Source organism: Flavobacterium zhoui (assembly GCF_042787235.1).
GTDB classification, from domain to species: domain Bacteria; phylum Bacteroidota; class Bacteroidia; order Flavobacteriales; family Flavobacteriaceae; genus Flavobacterium; species Flavobacterium zhoui.
In genome coordinates, this window is the sequence record NZ_JBHZPY010000012.1 from 19,079 (window position 1) to 36,205 (window position 17,127).

Genomic DNA, 17,127 nt, shown 5'->3' on the forward strand with positions numbered 1-17,127 from the left:
ATGTATGAAAGTTTATCAGATGGGCAAAAAGAAATCTTGAACTACGAGGAAGGCAACGTGGTGGTAAAGGCTTGTCCGGGAAGTGGGAAAACCTATTCATTAGCTGCAAGAATATCCCGTCTTTTAAGAAAACCAAACCTGCAAAAGCAAGGACTTGCAATAATTTCATTTACTAATATTGCCTGCTATGAAATAGAAGATAAGCTAGTAAGTGAATTTGCGATACCACTACCATTAAGACATCCTCACTTTCTTGGAACGATTGATAGTTTTATAAATACATATATTTTTCTTCCATTCGGACATTTGATAATTGGTTGCAATTCCAAACCTGAATTAGTAGGTGAGCCGCACGGCCCTTGGAATGTCAAAAAATTTGATATGGATTATGATCAATATTTTGACAAGACAACGTTTGACTCTAATGATATGTTGATACCAATAGCTCCTTATCAGGCATTCCATTTTGCATGGCTTTATTTTAATAAAGATGGTAAAATCAATGGAAATATTGCAAATATAATTAGGTCAAAAAGGGAACTATTTAAAAAAGGGTACGCCAATCAATCCGATGCAAATTATATTTCATTGAAAGTCCTTGAGAAATATCCTTCAATAGCTGAGAACTTGGCTAAAAAATTTTCCAATTTTTTGATTGATGAATGTCAGGACACCAATGACGTACATATGAAAATTATCGATATATTAAATCACAGCGGAAATAATAATATTATGCTTATTGGTGATCGTGATCAGTCAATATTTGAGTGGAATGACGCTCGCCCTGAGTTATTTGACGCAAAATATGAACTTTGGAATAAAATACTTCTTGATGAAAACAGAAGAAGTTCACAGCTTATTTGCAATTTTATAAAAAAATTATCTTCATTTACTGAGATTAAGGCTGTTAATGAGCATGTTAAAGATTCATCGTTGGAGCCTATGATTTCAGGTTATAAAATACCCAAGAAAGAAACAAAAAAAGATAAATTAAGTATTACTGCGGAAGAGAGTCATGAAAGCTTTAAAGAAATTTTAAATAGTTTTCTAAACGACTGCGAGGAAAATGGTATAGATATTAGTAAAGTTGATGTTGCAGTACTATATAGAGGGACTGCCAGTTCAAGATATCTTGGGCTTAGTTCAGATGTCCATAGCTTTGAAACGATTCCTTGGTTGAAAAATCATTATCAAGTAAAAGGAATTGTCAAGGGCAAGCATATGTACGAACTTGGTAAGTTCAACAAAGGATATAAGTTGTTGGAAAAATCATATTTTGAAGCAATAAACCGTGTGGATGATCCAGCATTTTATTGTAGCAGTCAATTTATTAGTGAAAGAATTTCTGTTATGGGAATTAAAAACTATAGAAATGAGATTTTTAAATTTATTGATTGCCTGCCCAATACTAAAGATAAGACATTAAATAAATGGATTGAAGAAGCCAATTTAGCTTTAAGAAATTCATCAATTAAAATTAGGTTTAGTATTGCCACTGAATTCGGAAATGTTCTTATAGATGATTATTTTGGTGAAGATCATAACAGCGAGAGATTGCATCCATTTCATTTTGGTACCGTTCATTCCGCAAAGGGAAAGACATTTAAGGCAGTTTTGCTTTTATTAGGAAAAAAGTCGGTTAGAAAGAATTATGAAACTATACTAAATTTGGATGAGAAAGACAGGAATTCAAATGATATGGAAGAGTTGCGGATTGTTTATGTTGCATTGTCCCGCCCAGAGTTGCTGTTGAGATTGGTTGTGCCAGATTCTGATGTTGTGCTGTGGACAAATAAATTAATAAATTAAGAGAATAGATTTTATAAAATCACGTACTTGAATTCAAACTAATTGCAATACCTAAATTAAGCAAATACCACGATCTTGTGACAACTTTTTTACAATTTTGAGAGTATTTTCGAAGAATTAAGAATATTATACATTTTTAATAATATTTAAAAACTTAATTATTAGGTATTTGTGTTTTTAAATGCAACTCATGATAAAAAAAGACGGAGCGACAAAATTTAAAAAATAAAATTTATAAGGGCAGTGTGACAAATGAAAGAAACCAAAATTACAATTCAGGATAAGTATAATAAGTATTTGGCAGAATTACTAGAAGTTAAATTGTTTGAGTCTGCGATGGATATACATATTAATTTAATTAATAAATTTTCCGTTACTCCTGCAAATGCTAGAAAGATAGTAAGTCGTGCAGTTGCCCAAAAAGTAATTAAATCTTCAGAGCCATACACATTTGGCAAAGGTCAGTACGTGTATATTCGAAATGGATATGATTTTGGTAAGGATGGAGTGAAAGATATTAGTAAAAAATCCCGCCCGCCTATTTATAGATTATTACAGCTGATGGATCAAAATGATGGAATTGTATCCTATTTTGAGGGTTTAAAAATTACGGCTGCGCCACTGGAAGAAAGCTCAACTAAAGTTGTTTCTTTAGATGATATTATTACGTTATTGATGAAGCTTGATATTGTTTACAAAGTAAAAGACCAAAATGGTGTAGTTTATATTATTTACAAATTATTTAAGGAAAAAAGATCTACTCCTGATGAAGAAATGCTAATGGCTAATCATTTTGTAAATATGGTTACAGACTGTACGGTTTTGCCTGATATAATCAGATGGCTGGGTAACTCTAATTTAATAGACAATAAAAATGTTGTTTATCGAAATAAAAAAACTCCTCATATTGGTGCTAAGCATAATAATTTGATGTGGGATGCATTTGCTTATACTCGTGCAACAGGAATAAATACGGTCCTAGGTGCACAAGCAGATACTATTGATAAGCAAACACTGGTTGTTTTGGATGTCGTATTGGCAAGCGATTATTCGCCAATACATTTGGATGCATTCCTTGCAAGAATTCAGATAAACCGTAAATCCGTAATGGAGGAAAGTAGAAAAATACTACCTGTATTAATTTATAAAACCTGCTCAAGCCAAACACTAAATACAATCAAAAAAAATGGAATTATTGCTTTTGATATTAGCGCAATTTTTGGTGCAAAAATTTATGAGGTGCTTAATGGTATGAGAGAATTGTCTAGCTTTTTAAATGTAGGCCACAATGTCGATGAAACTATTGGAGAAATATTAAAGTCAATCAAAGATGCTGGTCAGGAAGATGCACTAAAGGAACTACGAGGAACCTTATTTGAGTTTTTAATGTATCCTTTACTAAAGACTATTTATCCAAATGCCAGTATTGAAAGAGGAAAAACATTGACAATGCTTGACAAAGAAGGAAATAAAGAAAATTATGAGTATGATTATATTATTGAATCTAGTAATCCTCCTGAAATAATTTTTGTGGAATTGAAAGGTTATAATTCTGGGGCAACAATAAATTTAGGAGACAGCAATAAACATTCAACTTTAAGATGGTTTTTTAGACGAACACTTCCTTTTGCGGAAAAGTATTATAAAGAAACAATTGAAAGAGGAAAAGAAGCAAAGGCGGTTTTTATTACTTCGGCAAATTTTTTTGAGGATGGTAAAGAATTTATTGTAAAGATGAATAATGGAAAATATAAGTCAATTGAATTAGAGACAGGATATGAGAGACAAGGACTTCTTGATTTGCTCAAAAAATATAGATTTGAAGCAGAAATTAGGATATTAAAAAAATTCTACAGCGGCGCGGGAAATATAGACTATGAAGAAGAGTCGGAGAATAATGAGCAAACCTTTAAAAAACTTTTGGATGATGCTGAACTTCCCTTTTAACACTAGCTCAACTTCTTAACCAACGTTATTATATTTATCAAAATAATGTATTTCCTGTATGAATTATTCGATAAAAATTACTTTATTTACTGGAATAAGTAAAGTCTTTTATATACTAATTTTAGAGGAACACCTTACACTTTGTTACAATTAGAATTAAAATAACTCGAAACCAAATTTAAATCTATAATAACACTAATTACGAATTAACATGGCAGAAATTGTTACAATTAATGTGGATTTTTCAGAACACGAAAGAAAATTGATAATTCCTGAAAAAATCGAAGTTAAACAATTTTCGATTATCCAATGGAATGTGCAAAATGCATATCGCCATTTAGATTTTGAAAAAGAAAGCTTGATATTTACGTTGTATTTTGAAAATGAAAGTCCTTTTCAATGGAAAAGGAATTTTGTACAAATTGGTTTACCGTTTTTCTTTCCTTACCAAACAAATGAAATCATTAGGCTTGCTGAGGATTCTGCAGATAAAAAGGGAGATTATAAATACGGTGTTAAAATTGAAAGTGCAAATAGTAAGGAAACCCTGTTTGATGAGGATCCGTATTTAATAGTTAGATAAAATGTCATATCCCATTGAAGTACTAGTTTCAAACCCCAAGCTTATTGAAAGCGTGAAAGCAGCATGTAAATCTTTAAATAAAGTTCAGACTGAATTTAGATTTGAAATTCCAAAGGAAGAATTCCAAAGCACACTTTATAAAACCAGAACTGCTTTTACAGCTGAGGAAGTTTTCGAGTGGGTTGATGAGTACAAGATTTTAGCAAAAGGTAATAGACCATTCTTAATTATTGTCCTTGATAAGGCTTTATCCAGTGTTAGGGTGAAAAATCTTTTTGGTACGATTAACAAAGAAAGGTCAATCGCAATGTTTACGGTTGATTCGTCTGAACAATTCGTTAATGATACAGTAAGGTTCTGTCGCTATTATTTGACTCGTTATGCTTTAAACTTTTTAGCACCGAAGATCCATTCACATGAAAATGAAACTTCTAAAGATTGCATTTTTCATTTTAAAAGAGATAAAAAAGAAATCAGGTTATCATTGGATTCAGGAAAAATCTGTGATAGTTGTAGGAAAATTATCGAACCAAGTTTAACAATAGCTTATAAAAATGCAATGGATAATTTACTCTTAGTTGTAAGTAATCAATATCCATATTCGATTGTTTTAAAGGGGGGAGGAGTCAAAGGTTTAGCATTTGCAGGTGCATTGTTGGAACTTGAAAAGTATTATTCTTTTAATGCCTTTGCAGGAACTTCTGCCGGTGCAATTGCGGCTGTTTTATTGGGTGCAGGATATAAACCCCAGGAACTACTTGATGAATTAAATAAAAAAGATTTTAATGATTTTAGAGATACTGGAATACTCCAAGGTCTAGTAAATTTAATTACAAGAGGAGGCTTTTACCCTGGTAACGAAATAGAAAATTGGATAAAGAGATGCCTCAATAAGAAAATTATTAAACAAAATGAGATTAAATTACAAGATTTTGTAAATCACACAACTGTATATGCAAGCCGTATTAAAGACGGAACTATTAAATTTGATTCAAAGGGCGATAGAAAGACGGCCTACGCAGCATATGCGGCTAGATGTTCAATGTCAATACCATATTACTTCACTGCGAAAAAAGAAGACGGGGTAAAAGTTTATGATGGAGGGTTAAGGAATAATTTTCCATTACAGATTTTCATGGAAGACAATAAAAAAAATCCCGTTATAGGTATTTATTTAAAATCCGATACAAAAAAGAATTGGTTAGTAATCAATGAGATTTTAAATTTAACAGTTGACGGGGAAGAAATGGATATAGTGGATAAAAATCCTGATAAAATTGTAGTAATCGATACTACTCCAATTAAAACTACGGATTTTAATTTAAATAATAAAAAAAAGGAATACCTTATCTTAAAAGGTAGAATCGGTGCATTACATTTCATAGAAAAAAACTTAAAAGACATTCAGATCGAAAGAGAATTGATTCCTGGTCTTGAAAAACAGGCTCTTGATTTAAGATATAAACTTTAGATTGAGAATAATAAATTCAGATCTAAAGGTTGTAGTGAATGTGATCGATAATAAAAAAATGAATACTAGCAGGTCATATTAATTACTAAACCACTTTGATATCTCTTTTCTTAGTTGATCCATTGAAAAGATAATAGTATAATGAATTAATTTACTTGAGAAAATTGGAAACTCTTTTTCTTAACATAGGACATACGTTTAATTGCAAAGTTGATATTACATTGAAATATACTGCCATTTAGGATGTGGCGATGATATAACTATTTAGTAGTTCACTACCAACTTCACTAACAAATCAGGGATGTGGGATTTCCCAGTGAAGTGAATTCTTTTTAACAACAGTGTCTAAACCCAGAAGGAAATTGTTATTCAGAGGTATTTCAAAGTAATTTCTTTCACGAAAGTATGCAACTGACTCATCACAGACAAATATGTCATCTGTAAAGCTGTAAGTTTGCAAAAAATGGCAATAAACAAACTTCAGATTCTTATCTTCTTTGTCAAAAACAGCTGCATTTTGTGTGATCTTTTCAAAACGTTTTCTTTCCACTGCCGGTCCATCGTACGTCTCGAGACCAACATGAATAACTGCATTACCTGAGTTGCTAAATTGACTATTTGCTTTTTTTAAATGGGTCATAATATCTCTTGCTTTCGTTTCTATTGCTTGCGGTGCATCACAATTCCAATCAACTGCAAAAATATTGGAAATTTTTAGTAGGTATTTGTTAAATCCTGCAGGCTTGCCATAAGTTCCGTAATTAGCTAAAATGCCAGTGCTAAAACCTGTACTTTCCCTATCACCGCCGATGAGCTCTCTTAAATGAGGTGAACCGTACTTGACTGGTTCCTTTTCTAAAATAATGTTTATATTTCCTATATTTATTTTCGAAGTACTAATTGTAAGGATATCATTTGATATCTCCAATATTTCACCATTTTTTAATGTTTGCTCAATGAGTAAATCCCTAAGAAACGTATCTTTAAGGCTGTGCAATTCCTGATGAAAAACAACCTTTAAAAATAAATTGTGATCAGTTAGATATTTGGAAATATGTCCAAGCATAGCCAGCCAATTATTTTGTTCTTTGATGCTATACTCTGAGCGTTGTGACAATCGTTTGCATTCAATAAACCATTTTTCTCCTCCTTTAATTGCCATTAAATCAGGGCTTCTCTCCTTGCCTTCGGTAATAAAAGAGACTTCATAGCCCTGACGCACCCAAAGCAACGCAGTTAGAATCTCAAAGAGAATTGAATCAGTCTGTTTTTTTTCACTCTTGATCATTTTTAAAACCTTTGCTGAAATTCCCCCGATCTTTTTAACAAGATCAAGATGGGCTCCCAAAGTCTTAAAAATCGGTGCTACGCGGGCACCTTGATAAAATTCGTATTTATCAATATCACAAGTCAGGCATTGCATTAAATACAAATACCATCCTATGGGATCCTCCTGTAGATTAAGTCTTTTCATATCTTTAGTAAAATCGCCACCCCTCACAGCATGGGTTAGTTGGGTTACTTTATCTTCTAATTCCTGAATTCTTTTTGGCCAGTGATCCTCATGTACATGCGATTTAATCCAAGTTGTTGCTTGTATGATATCCAGATCTTGAAAATTCTCCATAATAATCATTTTAATAATTTAGTTTGAAATTGCCTTCAGTAAATTTAAGGTATTTTTATATGTGGAATGAAACAAAGAGGCATTCAGAAAAAGTAATAATGGTCTTACTTACAAGGAGATGACTTTATATGTCTTCTGTAGTTTGATATGGATGTTCTGTTTGGGATTTAAGCAACAAGGTATTTAGTTTTATATATGATTTTGCGACAAAATGTAATCTGATAATTTTACTTTTATTTAATCAAAGTAAAAGAGAATGTCTTTTTTTTTTGTGGTAAATGAGGTATCAGCTTTAATTTGATTAAATATATTTTATATCTGTTTAAAAGTTATTTTTGTTATTTGTGGATATATTTATTGGAATAATTATTAGTTAAACTAAGTTTTGAAAGTTTTGGAACTTTAATAAATATTTCTATCACAAAACATACTAAATCTTTAACTGTGAAGATTATCCGTTATTATGAATCTAAATCCAATTTGTTAGCATGGTTAATCATTTCAATCAAATCATTTGTTTCTTCCATTATCCAATCGTTAGAAGTGATTAATTCTATGATCAGTGTTTTTTCCAGCTCGGAATAGAAAGAAGGATCTAGATTAGATAATAGATGAGATTCATTTTTAAATTTCCAATGACTATCATGTTCAGTTTTAACAATGCTTTTTCTAGGGCCATTTGGATACAGCAGACGGATATTAGATATTTTTTTTTTTACTAACTGATAGATCATTAATCCATCATAATCCCAGTCACAGGAATAATAGATGGGCAAATTAATTTCACCTATATAATTAAGCTTATCTATATTCTTACCACCTGCGTACCAAAGTTCGATATTGCGTTTTCTAGGTTTAGAAGGACGTTTTAAAAAGTCTAGATTCTCACAGAGCACAATTTTATTTGGCAGGTTACTTTGTAATACATATTTGTATTGTTGATCCTTGTCATTAGCAAGTTCAGCAATTCCCAAAATACCTTTTACAGCACTTATTAAGCTGTCTGATTTTTCTAAATACTTTTCATTTTTAAAAAACATTTGCGACACACCTCTAACTGTTTCTTCAGCCTGGATTATCTCATTTCTTATTGGGATTAAATTTCCACTCATCATTCCTTTTTCAAGTCCCAAAAGGATATTTATATCATCTTCCTGAATTCGTAATTGCGGCTTAAGTAAGCCATTTTTATCTAGAAAATTATTATATTCTAAATATTTATTTAAATGAGAACGTTGGTAATAGTTGTCAAAACCATCTCCTTTAACAATGTTCTTTACACCTTCTTTTAATTCCCTTGTTTGCTGTAAAAGAAATAAGAAATGATTGTCCCTCATCAGGCTTTCCCTTTTTTTAGTTGCACCAGATTCGTAAATTTCATGAAGTGCTTTCAGTGCTATCCAATTCATTGAGCCTTTTTGTTGAGATATGTTAGTAGATCTTCTTTATCAGTATTTGTTTTAAAATAACTGGCTGGCATTGGATAGTTAATATCTGGATCGTTTCTTCCTGGCAACAAGTGGTGCAGATACCAGCCAGCTGTTGCATCAGCTCCAAATGGTTTTGGAGTCATTGTAATAATTTGATAGCCAAATTCCTTTGCGATAGCAGGAAAATTATTAAAATTGGTTTTGTCCAGATTTGCAGTTTCTTCTAATATGATGAAACGAATTCCATCACGATTTTGGGACTGAACTTTTGATAACCTCCCAATACCTAAGAGTACTTTTGCAGTATAGGTTTCTCCAGTACTTCCTGAGACTTCTTTTCCATTCTCATCGGTAAGTCCTGCATCAAGTGTAAAGTATGTTTTGGGATCAAGAAGGTCTCTAAATGCAATCTTCTTTTTGTAACCTACTGCTGTTTTAAAGAAGTCTTCTACAAACACGTCTACAGATTCACCGATGGGAAGTTCCCCAGGTTTATATAAATGTTGAGATTGGCTTTGTAGTTGATTTATCCATTCTATTGGGATATCCCCACTTGGGATAAATTCAACTTGGAAAAAGTATTTATTACTGATAGTCTTTCCTTTAAAAAATAAATTTAAATCACGAACCTGTGTACGGTATTCTTCATATTTTGTTTTTGTTCGTATAAATATTTTTAGCATGGTCTCGTGAATCGAATCTATCAACTTATGCCTCGACCTGTTAGCTGTCCGAAGCTCTTCTGAGATTTGATCCTGAAATCTAACTCTACTGCCAAGTAAAGCTCTCTCCAAAAGAGGAAAGCTATAACGGCCTTCTGATATTTCTGTTGCAATCTCGATGTTATTGCCATCGGCAGTTTCACGAAAAAGTTTGCAAGAAGCGAGATACTGACTTTGATAGTTTCGAATTGCATCCTCAGATTCTTTTTTTAATTCGCGAAGTTTTTCTTCGTGGATTTCCGGTAAAGATTCTGTTAGAAGTTCGGGGTAAAGCGCTTCTAATGCTGTACGATCTTCCAAATATATTTCCATTGCACGACTGGCACGAATTTTTCTCTCATCTACTTGCTGTTTCAATACTGGCATACTGATTTCTCTCATTGCAGTTTCAGTAGCACTGTCATTGTTATACAATTGTTGGAATTTTTCTGATCTTTTCTTCCAACATAAAAAGTTAGAATTTTCTAAATTAAGTACAGTTTGGATATCTGTGGTAGGATCAATACCCTCCTCTAACAGTTGCTCATTTATCTGGTACCGTAAATCTTCAGATTCCTTTTTAAGGGCATCAATTTTATCATCGATTTGCATGACAAGCTGGGCAGTAATAGCGAAATCTGCAGCAATTCCATAATCATATAGAAGTTGATCCAAATCTACTAAAATCTCGACATACTTCCAATCTTGACCTTTTTCAAAAAGCTGTAACTGTACTAGTTCTGTTCTGGCTGTACTTATTAATGTTTCGTTATTTGCCAAAAGTTCAGAAATCGCTTTACTGCGTAAATCAGGATTTCCCAAAACCGGTTCATTCTGAAGGTTAGGAATAAAAATGTTTAGATCATTCACACTAAGCCAATACCCCTGAAGATTATCATCTTTGATTATGTGGTCCTCATTAAAAAATTGAAAACCTTGTGCATAGTAAGGATAGCCTATGTCTTCTGGTTTTTGCCAGTGAGTATTTATAAAGTGAAATAAAACTGCTTCCTGGGCAATTGACATTGTTTTATCTGACTTAATTATCTGAGCAATAAGAGATTGTTCACTTGAATAGCTAAATAATCTGCTGATTAAATTTAGATAATCAATTTCTCCATTTAGTTTTATCTTTCTGTTTTGGATTAACTCCTTTTGAAGATCAATTTGCTTTTCTATAGCTGCAATGGATTTGTATTGTAGGTAAACAGGTATAAATGTTTGACAACGTCTTAGAACCTCGCTATCTTGGTAGTCGTCAATAAAAATACTGCCATTAAATTCTTCTGCTATAGAAGGTAAATTTTCAATTGTTAAATCTTTAATCCGATTATCAGTTGTTCGAACCTTTTTCATTAACTCTTGACAATCAGTGATGGTTTCTAATTTGGAACTACATCTCGAAAGCCTAGCTTCATAACCATCTGCAATTAAAAGTAAACGAGGCAGTCGAGTTTGAAGAAGCTCCAGTTTATGTAAATTTGTATCATATTCTTCTAAACTTGATTGAAGCGAAGCCTGTGTTTTATTACTATTGGAAAAAGAATATCCGCAATTACTTAAGAGATGTTTTTTTTGGGCTGTAAGTTGTTTATTTGCAAAATCGTCTAGCTCGCCCAGTTGCAATTGTTTATTCTCTAAATCAATAATAAACTTTTGAAGATCATCATAGTCTTTTAATAGTTTATCTATCTCATTTTTATGATTATCGAAAAGCTGCTCGAATTCCTTTTCTAAGCCATCAAAAAGAAAATCCTTCAGGTCTTCTGATTTATCGCCACCGGTTCTAGCTCTTGAAAAAGATTGGATTATTTTAGCAAAAGCTTTTAAACTGCTTGGAATACTAAGATTAATAGGCAAAAGTTGCTGATCATATAAGCGGGCATAGTGTTCGTCTTTTTGATCCCGACTGCTATAAAATTCAAAGTAAAGACCATGGTTATCCCGGAAATGACGGCCCAGTTCCTCAACGACACTGACTTGGTTATTATCATTTATAAAATGCTTGGCGACTGGTACCTTATCCAAAGTGAAAGACCTATCACCTAATCGTTGCTGATTATCTAAGTTAGTAGTAATTACAAATGGCTTTAGTGGCCTGTTGGTTGTATTGGGGATACAAACACCTATGCAAATGTATTTATGTTCAGAAATCTCAATTGTTAAAAATGCATATGCATCACGGCATTTATATGGTAGTTTGTGAATCTGCCTAGCTTCTTTTCGATAACCTTCTGTGCCAAATTGAAATAATTGCCTATCATTAATAAATATTAATTGAAAAAGATCTGCAATAATGGATTTTCCAACACCATTCGCGCCAGTAAAATCTGTACGCTCATCATGAATCAAGTAATCCTGATTATAGTGCTTTAAGATTCCAACGGTTGATAGAGCATGAATTAGTGGATACCTCATGACTTTAATCGTTTTTGGTTTATTTGCTCAATGAAATTGTCAAATTGGCTAATCTCGTATTGATAAAGTTTTCCAAAACGGTCAATACTTTCTCGGATGACAAAAACTAAATCCCCATCGCTTTCTTCCGCAGGCTGAAGCTTGATCCAGCCCCAACGATCGAAATTTCTCAAGACTCTTTTAAAAGTATCAAAAAGGGCTTTCCATTCCGGATCGCTATAGTGATCGCGAACAGCATTGTTGAAAAAAGCCTTTTTATACAAATTTGCTATTTCGCTTTCAGTTATTTCTTTTTGAATTACTACCCAATTTATAATTTTTGTTTGTTCGAAAAAGCGATCATAATACATATTTAGCAACATTAGTGCAATTATTACTTCCCATGGGGTCATTTCCCGAAAGCGATCGGACGAATGTAATTTTCCCTTGCCCTCATCAGGAAAGTCTAAATAATAATAGTCTATATTTTCAACTCTTGATTGTTTCAACTCTAGTCCATAAAGGCTACGGTAAAAAAACTTGAATTGGTCTGGATAGTTGTTTAATAAAGTAAAATTATAACCTTCTCCAGTTTGGATATGTTTACCTCCAAGTAAAGCAATATTTAAATCGGCAAAATGTGCCTGTACATCCCTCAGTTTCAAAAAACTAAAATCGATAGTTATTTCTGGTTCTTTAAGTTGATCGTCCATGTGATAATAGGTTTTGCTTGATAACGTTTTAGGATTTTTGGCAGGATATCTACACCAAAACCTGGGTTTTGATCAGTATATTGAATAAGCTCATAAGCTACCTGTATGGCTACTTCCTCGTCTGACTCATTATCTAATAAATGATAAAATTCTGTTGTAAAATCTATTGTTTCTCCATTTTTAAGTCTCTCTTTGTAATGATCAACTAATACGGATGTACGTTGCTGATTATTTAAATCCACCTCTATTTTGACTAGTTCTTGACGATGATATTCAATATCTTGTGGATTATCGATTACCATATTACGTTGGGTAAAATCTCTTTCTAAATCAGGCATCGCTGTAAGTTTAAAACGCTCTTCGGGAAACCCTTTTAGCAATAATAAAGAAGGCAATACAAATTCACACTTATCTTGATCAACTGCTGTGAGAGCATACTCTAGAAGTCTTTTAAGGTTTAATTTGAAATGACTCTGGTATCGAAAAAGTTCTTGTAATTCATTTAACTTAGTACTGGCGTACTGTATACGCTCTCGCAATTGTCCAAGTTTAGTATCAACTAATTCAAAAAAGGAATTGATTTCTTGTTTTATTTCTGAAGACCTTGTATAAGAATAAAGCAATTCGTTTAATTGCGAAGTTTCTTCTGGTGTGGATGGACGCTTGAATTCTATGGACTGTGTGTAAAAAAAAGAAACAACCAGATCAAATTCAAGCTGAAGCGTGTTGCCTAATCTAAGAGTATCCCTTATTTCGTCAGCCTTCTCACCAAGATCGCTAAAAATTACCGAAAACTCAGAGACTAAGCCCAATGCTGTTTCCTTTCCTGAATATAACAGTTTATTGAGGCGTTGGATGGAAGATTGAACATCGGATTTTAACTCCTCCAAATGATCAAATATGTTTTCCCTTGTAGTAGCCTGAAATCCTTGGTTAAACCAACTTTCAAATTGATTAATTTGCCGAACATCTTGAGCAGAAAAATTTGCATATCTCTTAAAGCTTTCACGCAGAGGAAACTTACGAAAAGGATTATTGATCTTATGCTCCAATAACAATATAAATTTCCTCGCATACTCTGTTAGTGTATAAAGATTTTTTTGTTCTGCTGGTCTTTCTATAAAATAGGTGAGTAAGTTTTTCAGAAGACGCTCGCGATTTGGGATACTACTAGTTAGGTTAAATTGATTTGTTTCTTCTATTACTCGTTGAATATCCTGTGTGGAAAAGTTTACATCAATCTCCCCATTCTTAATTTTTTCGTGAAGCCGAAACACAAGGAGTCCTTCTTCCATAGGAGGAATAAGTTGTGTATATATTTCCGATATTTGAGAGATTTTACTATTCAACAATTATTGTTTTATATAAAAGTACTAAATAATAATTGATTTTTAACAATCTAAATAAAAGGCTCTCCCTATAGAAAGTTCAATTAAGTTTGTGAATCGGTCCCTATTTATCTTTATAAAGCCGAAATTAATTCAACAATATTTAATAAATTTTCCATATCAATGCTGTAGTTTTCTACTCCAAAAAATAACTCAGAGTACCAATTTTAGCTAATGTATTTTTTAAGTGATGGGATTTTTACCAAAAGGGCTTCTTTGTTTTCTAGCGAGAGAAAAATTAGTTCGCAATCTTCTAACGTTTCAATATATAGTTTACTTGGTTTTTTTTCATGAAAGCTTGCAATATCACTTAGCCACCAATCTTCTGTTGAAAATTGGAGAATTACTTCAAAACCGTTTTCATTGATATAGAACGTTCTAGTACAGCCTTTATTAATATAAGCTTCAAAACTGCAAATTTCCCCTTCTTGCAATAATAAAGTTTTTTTTGGGACTATTTTTAACTGTAATAGGGAGTCAAAATATTCCAATTCACTTTGTGTAAATTGAGTTGCTTTAGAAACATTTTTATTTATAGCTTCAAACATATTCTTTAATTTTAAATTAACGGCGGCATTTAATTCCTATTTACTGTCAAAGCCAGTAATATTTATAGTTCTAAAAGCCATTATTAACGTGTGCTGGATTGTAATACATTTATAGATAAAGGAGTAAAAAGAGCTTGTATTCTTTCTTAAGTACCCATATCTATTTCGTAGGTAAAAATTACAATATCTAAATGATTATTATGGAAATAAAATATTGATTTCAATGTTTTTATTAAAAAAAAGACAAAAAAATAGTCTTTATTAGGAATGTTTTTTTGTCTAAAACCGATGTCTCGTCGTGAAATACTTACATGAAAATTGCAATTTTGTTGCCTCAGTCTGGCAACAATAACATAGAAATGGTACTAATTCCTTTCATTTGAAACGGCAGATCGATGTATTGAGGATTTATATAAGCCAAATGAGAAATTATATGTTTTTGTATATGATTTTATAACGTTGGGGAATATAGATTTGGAAGAGATTAGGGAAAATATTTAATAACCAAACTTTATGATTTTGCGACAGAAAAATTGAAAAAAATAAACTTTACCATCAAGTGTACTGGTAATTAGATAAGAGTAATCCTGACTCCCTGGATTTTTAGTAAATATCTTGTAACACGGCTTGTGCAGAAGCGGTTTTCAAGGGCTTATCATAGTCATTACAGACGCGACAGTCGCTGTGATTGAAAAAGCCATTTTGATGTCTGGGGAAACATAATAAAGTGCACAGGACGGGGGGTATATTAAGCAGTCTTACTACTATTAATAGAGTAAAAACAGTCTTCTAAAAAGGATATCATTCCGTCAACAAGATCTGAATTGTAAGTTGTCAGTGTACACAGTAAAAAATATAAGCAATCATGCAGTTCTGAACGCCCCGCAATTGTTATTACGAAAGTAATAACAATTGCGGGGCGGAATACATATTCAAACCTTGCTGTTTGCGTCTTGTCAGTAGCCTTGTTTTTGCTTGCCAAACAGTACAAAAAATTGGTCTATGAGGGTATAGTGTTTGAAGGTGTCTCCGAATTCCAATTCATATTTTACGTTGAAGATTATAATTTATTTTCCCTCATCACTTTTTTAAAAGTATAAGGATAGGCGATTTTGTAAAGGACAGGCAGGTTGGACTACCTGTCCTTTTTAGTTTAATTTAGTAGCGCATCCACTCCTTTGTTTGCAAAATTGGTACACAGGTTAAAAGCCGACTGTGCTCGCAATTGTCCCGTACCACCCATTAAAAGAGAAGACACTTTTGCTTCATCATCCTTGTACGTGCGGACATTCTGAAAGTAGCCCGTTATGGCATTGTATGCTCCAAAAACGGTGCCTTTGGTAGTGTCCATTAGTTGGGTAGGGTCTGACATGGCGTATGAAAAAGCACTATCCACCATATTGCTAAAGCAAGAAGATAGTTCATCCTCATTGCCTTCTTGGAGGTTTTTGAGCACCTCTTTGCTAGGTGCAAGGGCAGACTGAATGAGTTTTTTTACTTCGCTGTCTGAGATACGAATTTTTGTCCAATAATTGAAAATAGCCTGCATTTGTACCGATAGAATATCGGAAATACCCATGACCTTGTGTGCCTGTTCCAAACGTTGTTTGGCGTTGGAGGTATGGCGAATGCGCACCGTATTGCTTTGGTCGCGCAGTGCGGCATTAAGAGTATTGGCGCATACAATTCGAATAGGAGTAAAGGCAGCAGTTATGCTACCGCTTCCGTCGTGAGAAGTCGTTAGGAAAAGGTATTTTTCGATAAGGTCATCTTTACCCACGCGGATATAGTTGGGGAGTTTAGCGGTAATAAAAATTCGTTCCCCTTTGCCCAAAGCCCCTGCGGTTTCGTATAAGATGCCATCACCGCCTACAATAGCATCAAAAAATGAAAAGGCATCCCTGTTTTGAACAATTTGGTAGTCTTTACCCACGACACCCAAAACGGCATCATTGTCAGTGCGTACAGTACTGAAATAATTCGGAACTTCGATGGTGCTACCCTGTAGACTGGGAGTGAACAATTTTCTTTTTTCGACTTCATAGTCTAAGCCTGCGTGGAGTATTGCCTCCGCGCTTGTGGGATAGTCCTGTATAACCTGCCCTAAATTGTGCCATGCTTTTTCTTTCACGCTGAAAAAGCTGTGTTTCTCTGTCTGAGCGTTGAAATTGAGATTGTGTGCCATGATGTTGTGATTTAGATTATTACTATTATTTAAATTACTTCCTCTGTGCCCGTCTTACTCAAAAAAATGTTTTTAAAAGAAAAAACGGAAAAAAAGAAAGCAAGATATAAGTGGCTTATGGATGTGAAGAGCTATAAGTCCCGAAGGGTGGCTAGTGCAGCGTAGCCATTATGCGCTTGGAGCATCCATAAGACACTATCTTAGCTGCCCTTTAGTCCGTTTCGAATAAAAACTAGATTTAAAATCTCTTATTTTTTAGATAAAAAATACGATTTCTGTAATTGCTTTAGGAATAAAACAATCAGTACGCGATTAGAAATGGTATAAA

At 33.1% G+C, this 17,127-nt stretch carries 11 protein-coding genes; 4 read left to right on the forward strand and 7 right to left on the reverse strand.

The genetic code is table 11. From position 1 onward, the window contains the following. The 4 genes from ACFX5F_RS13010 (at position 1) to ACFX5F_RS13025 (ending at position 5,810) form a co-directional block, all read left to right on the forward strand. Complete coding sequence (locus tag ACFX5F_RS13010; RefSeq protein ID WP_379852435.1) at positions 1-1,809, forward strand: UvrD-helicase domain-containing protein; 1,809 nt, start codon at positions 1-3, stop codon at positions 1,807-1,809. Between the two features lie 252 nt (positions 1,810-2,061). After that, positions 2,062-3,756, forward strand: a complete 1,695-nt coding sequence (locus tag ACFX5F_RS13015) for a hypothetical protein (RefSeq protein WP_379852436.1) — start codon at positions 2,062-2,064, stop codon at positions 3,754-3,756. A 211-nt stretch (positions 3,757-3,967) separates the two neighbouring features. After that, the gene (locus tag ACFX5F_RS13020; protein WP_379852437.1) at positions 3,968-4,339 is read left to right on the forward strand and encodes a hypothetical protein; all 372 of its coding nucleotides are present in this window, start codon (positions 3,968-3,970) and stop codon (positions 4,337-4,339) included. 1 nt (position 4,340) lies between these two features. Beyond that, positions 4,341-5,810, forward strand: coding sequence for a patatin-like phospholipase family protein (locus ACFX5F_RS13025; protein ID WP_379852438.1), 1,470 nt, complete (start codon positions 4,341-4,343; stop codon positions 5,808-5,810). A gap of 295 nt (positions 5,811-6,105) precedes the next feature. Here ACFX5F_RS13025 and ACFX5F_RS13030 read toward each other — a convergent pair whose 3' ends face one another. The 7 genes from ACFX5F_RS13030 to ACFX5F_RS13060 form a co-directional block, all read right to left on the reverse strand. Then, positions 6,106-7,437 (reverse strand): hypothetical protein, encoded by a 1,332-nt coding sequence (locus ACFX5F_RS13030; RefSeq protein ID WP_379852439.1) that lies wholly within the window; start codon positions 7,435-7,437, stop codon positions 6,106-6,108. A gap of 461 nt (positions 7,438-7,898) precedes the next feature. Then, a complete protein-coding gene (locus ACFX5F_RS13035; RefSeq protein WP_379852440.1) occupies positions 7,899-8,846 on the reverse strand; it encodes a hypothetical protein in 948 nt (315 codons plus the stop codon). Beyond that, positions 8,843-11,986 carry a hypothetical protein gene (locus ACFX5F_RS13040; RefSeq protein ID WP_379852441.1) on the reverse strand — a complete coding sequence of 1,048 codons (3,144 nt, stop codon included), beginning with the start codon at positions 11,984-11,986 and terminating at the stop codon, positions 8,843-8,845. The genes ACFX5F_RS13035 and ACFX5F_RS13040 overlap by 4 nt, the downstream gene beginning before the upstream one ends. Then, positions 11,983-12,678 (reverse strand): condensin complex protein MksE, encoded by a 696-nt coding sequence (locus tag ACFX5F_RS13045; protein ID WP_379852442.1) that lies wholly within the window; start codon positions 12,676-12,678, stop codon positions 11,983-11,985. Before ACFX5F_RS13045 ends, ACFX5F_RS13040 begins: the two co-directional genes overlap by 4 nt. Further along, positions 12,648-13,973, reverse strand: coding sequence for a hypothetical protein (locus ACFX5F_RS13050; RefSeq protein ID WP_379852443.1), 1,326 nt, complete (start codon positions 13,971-13,973; stop codon positions 12,648-12,650). Before ACFX5F_RS13050 ends, ACFX5F_RS13045 begins: the two co-directional genes overlap by 31 nt. A gap of 260 nt (positions 13,974-14,233) precedes the next feature. Further along, positions 14,234-14,614 (reverse strand): Crp/Fnr family transcriptional regulator, encoded by a 381-nt coding sequence (locus ACFX5F_RS13055; protein WP_379852444.1) that lies wholly within the window; start codon positions 14,612-14,614, stop codon positions 14,234-14,236. Between the two features lie 1,153 nt (positions 14,615-15,767). Then, on the reverse strand, positions 15,768-16,799 hold the full coding sequence (locus tag ACFX5F_RS13060) for a DUF932 domain-containing protein (protein ID WP_379852445.1): 1,032 nt from the start codon (positions 16,797-16,799) through the stop codon (positions 15,768-15,770). Positions 16,800-17,127: the final 328 nt, after the last annotated feature.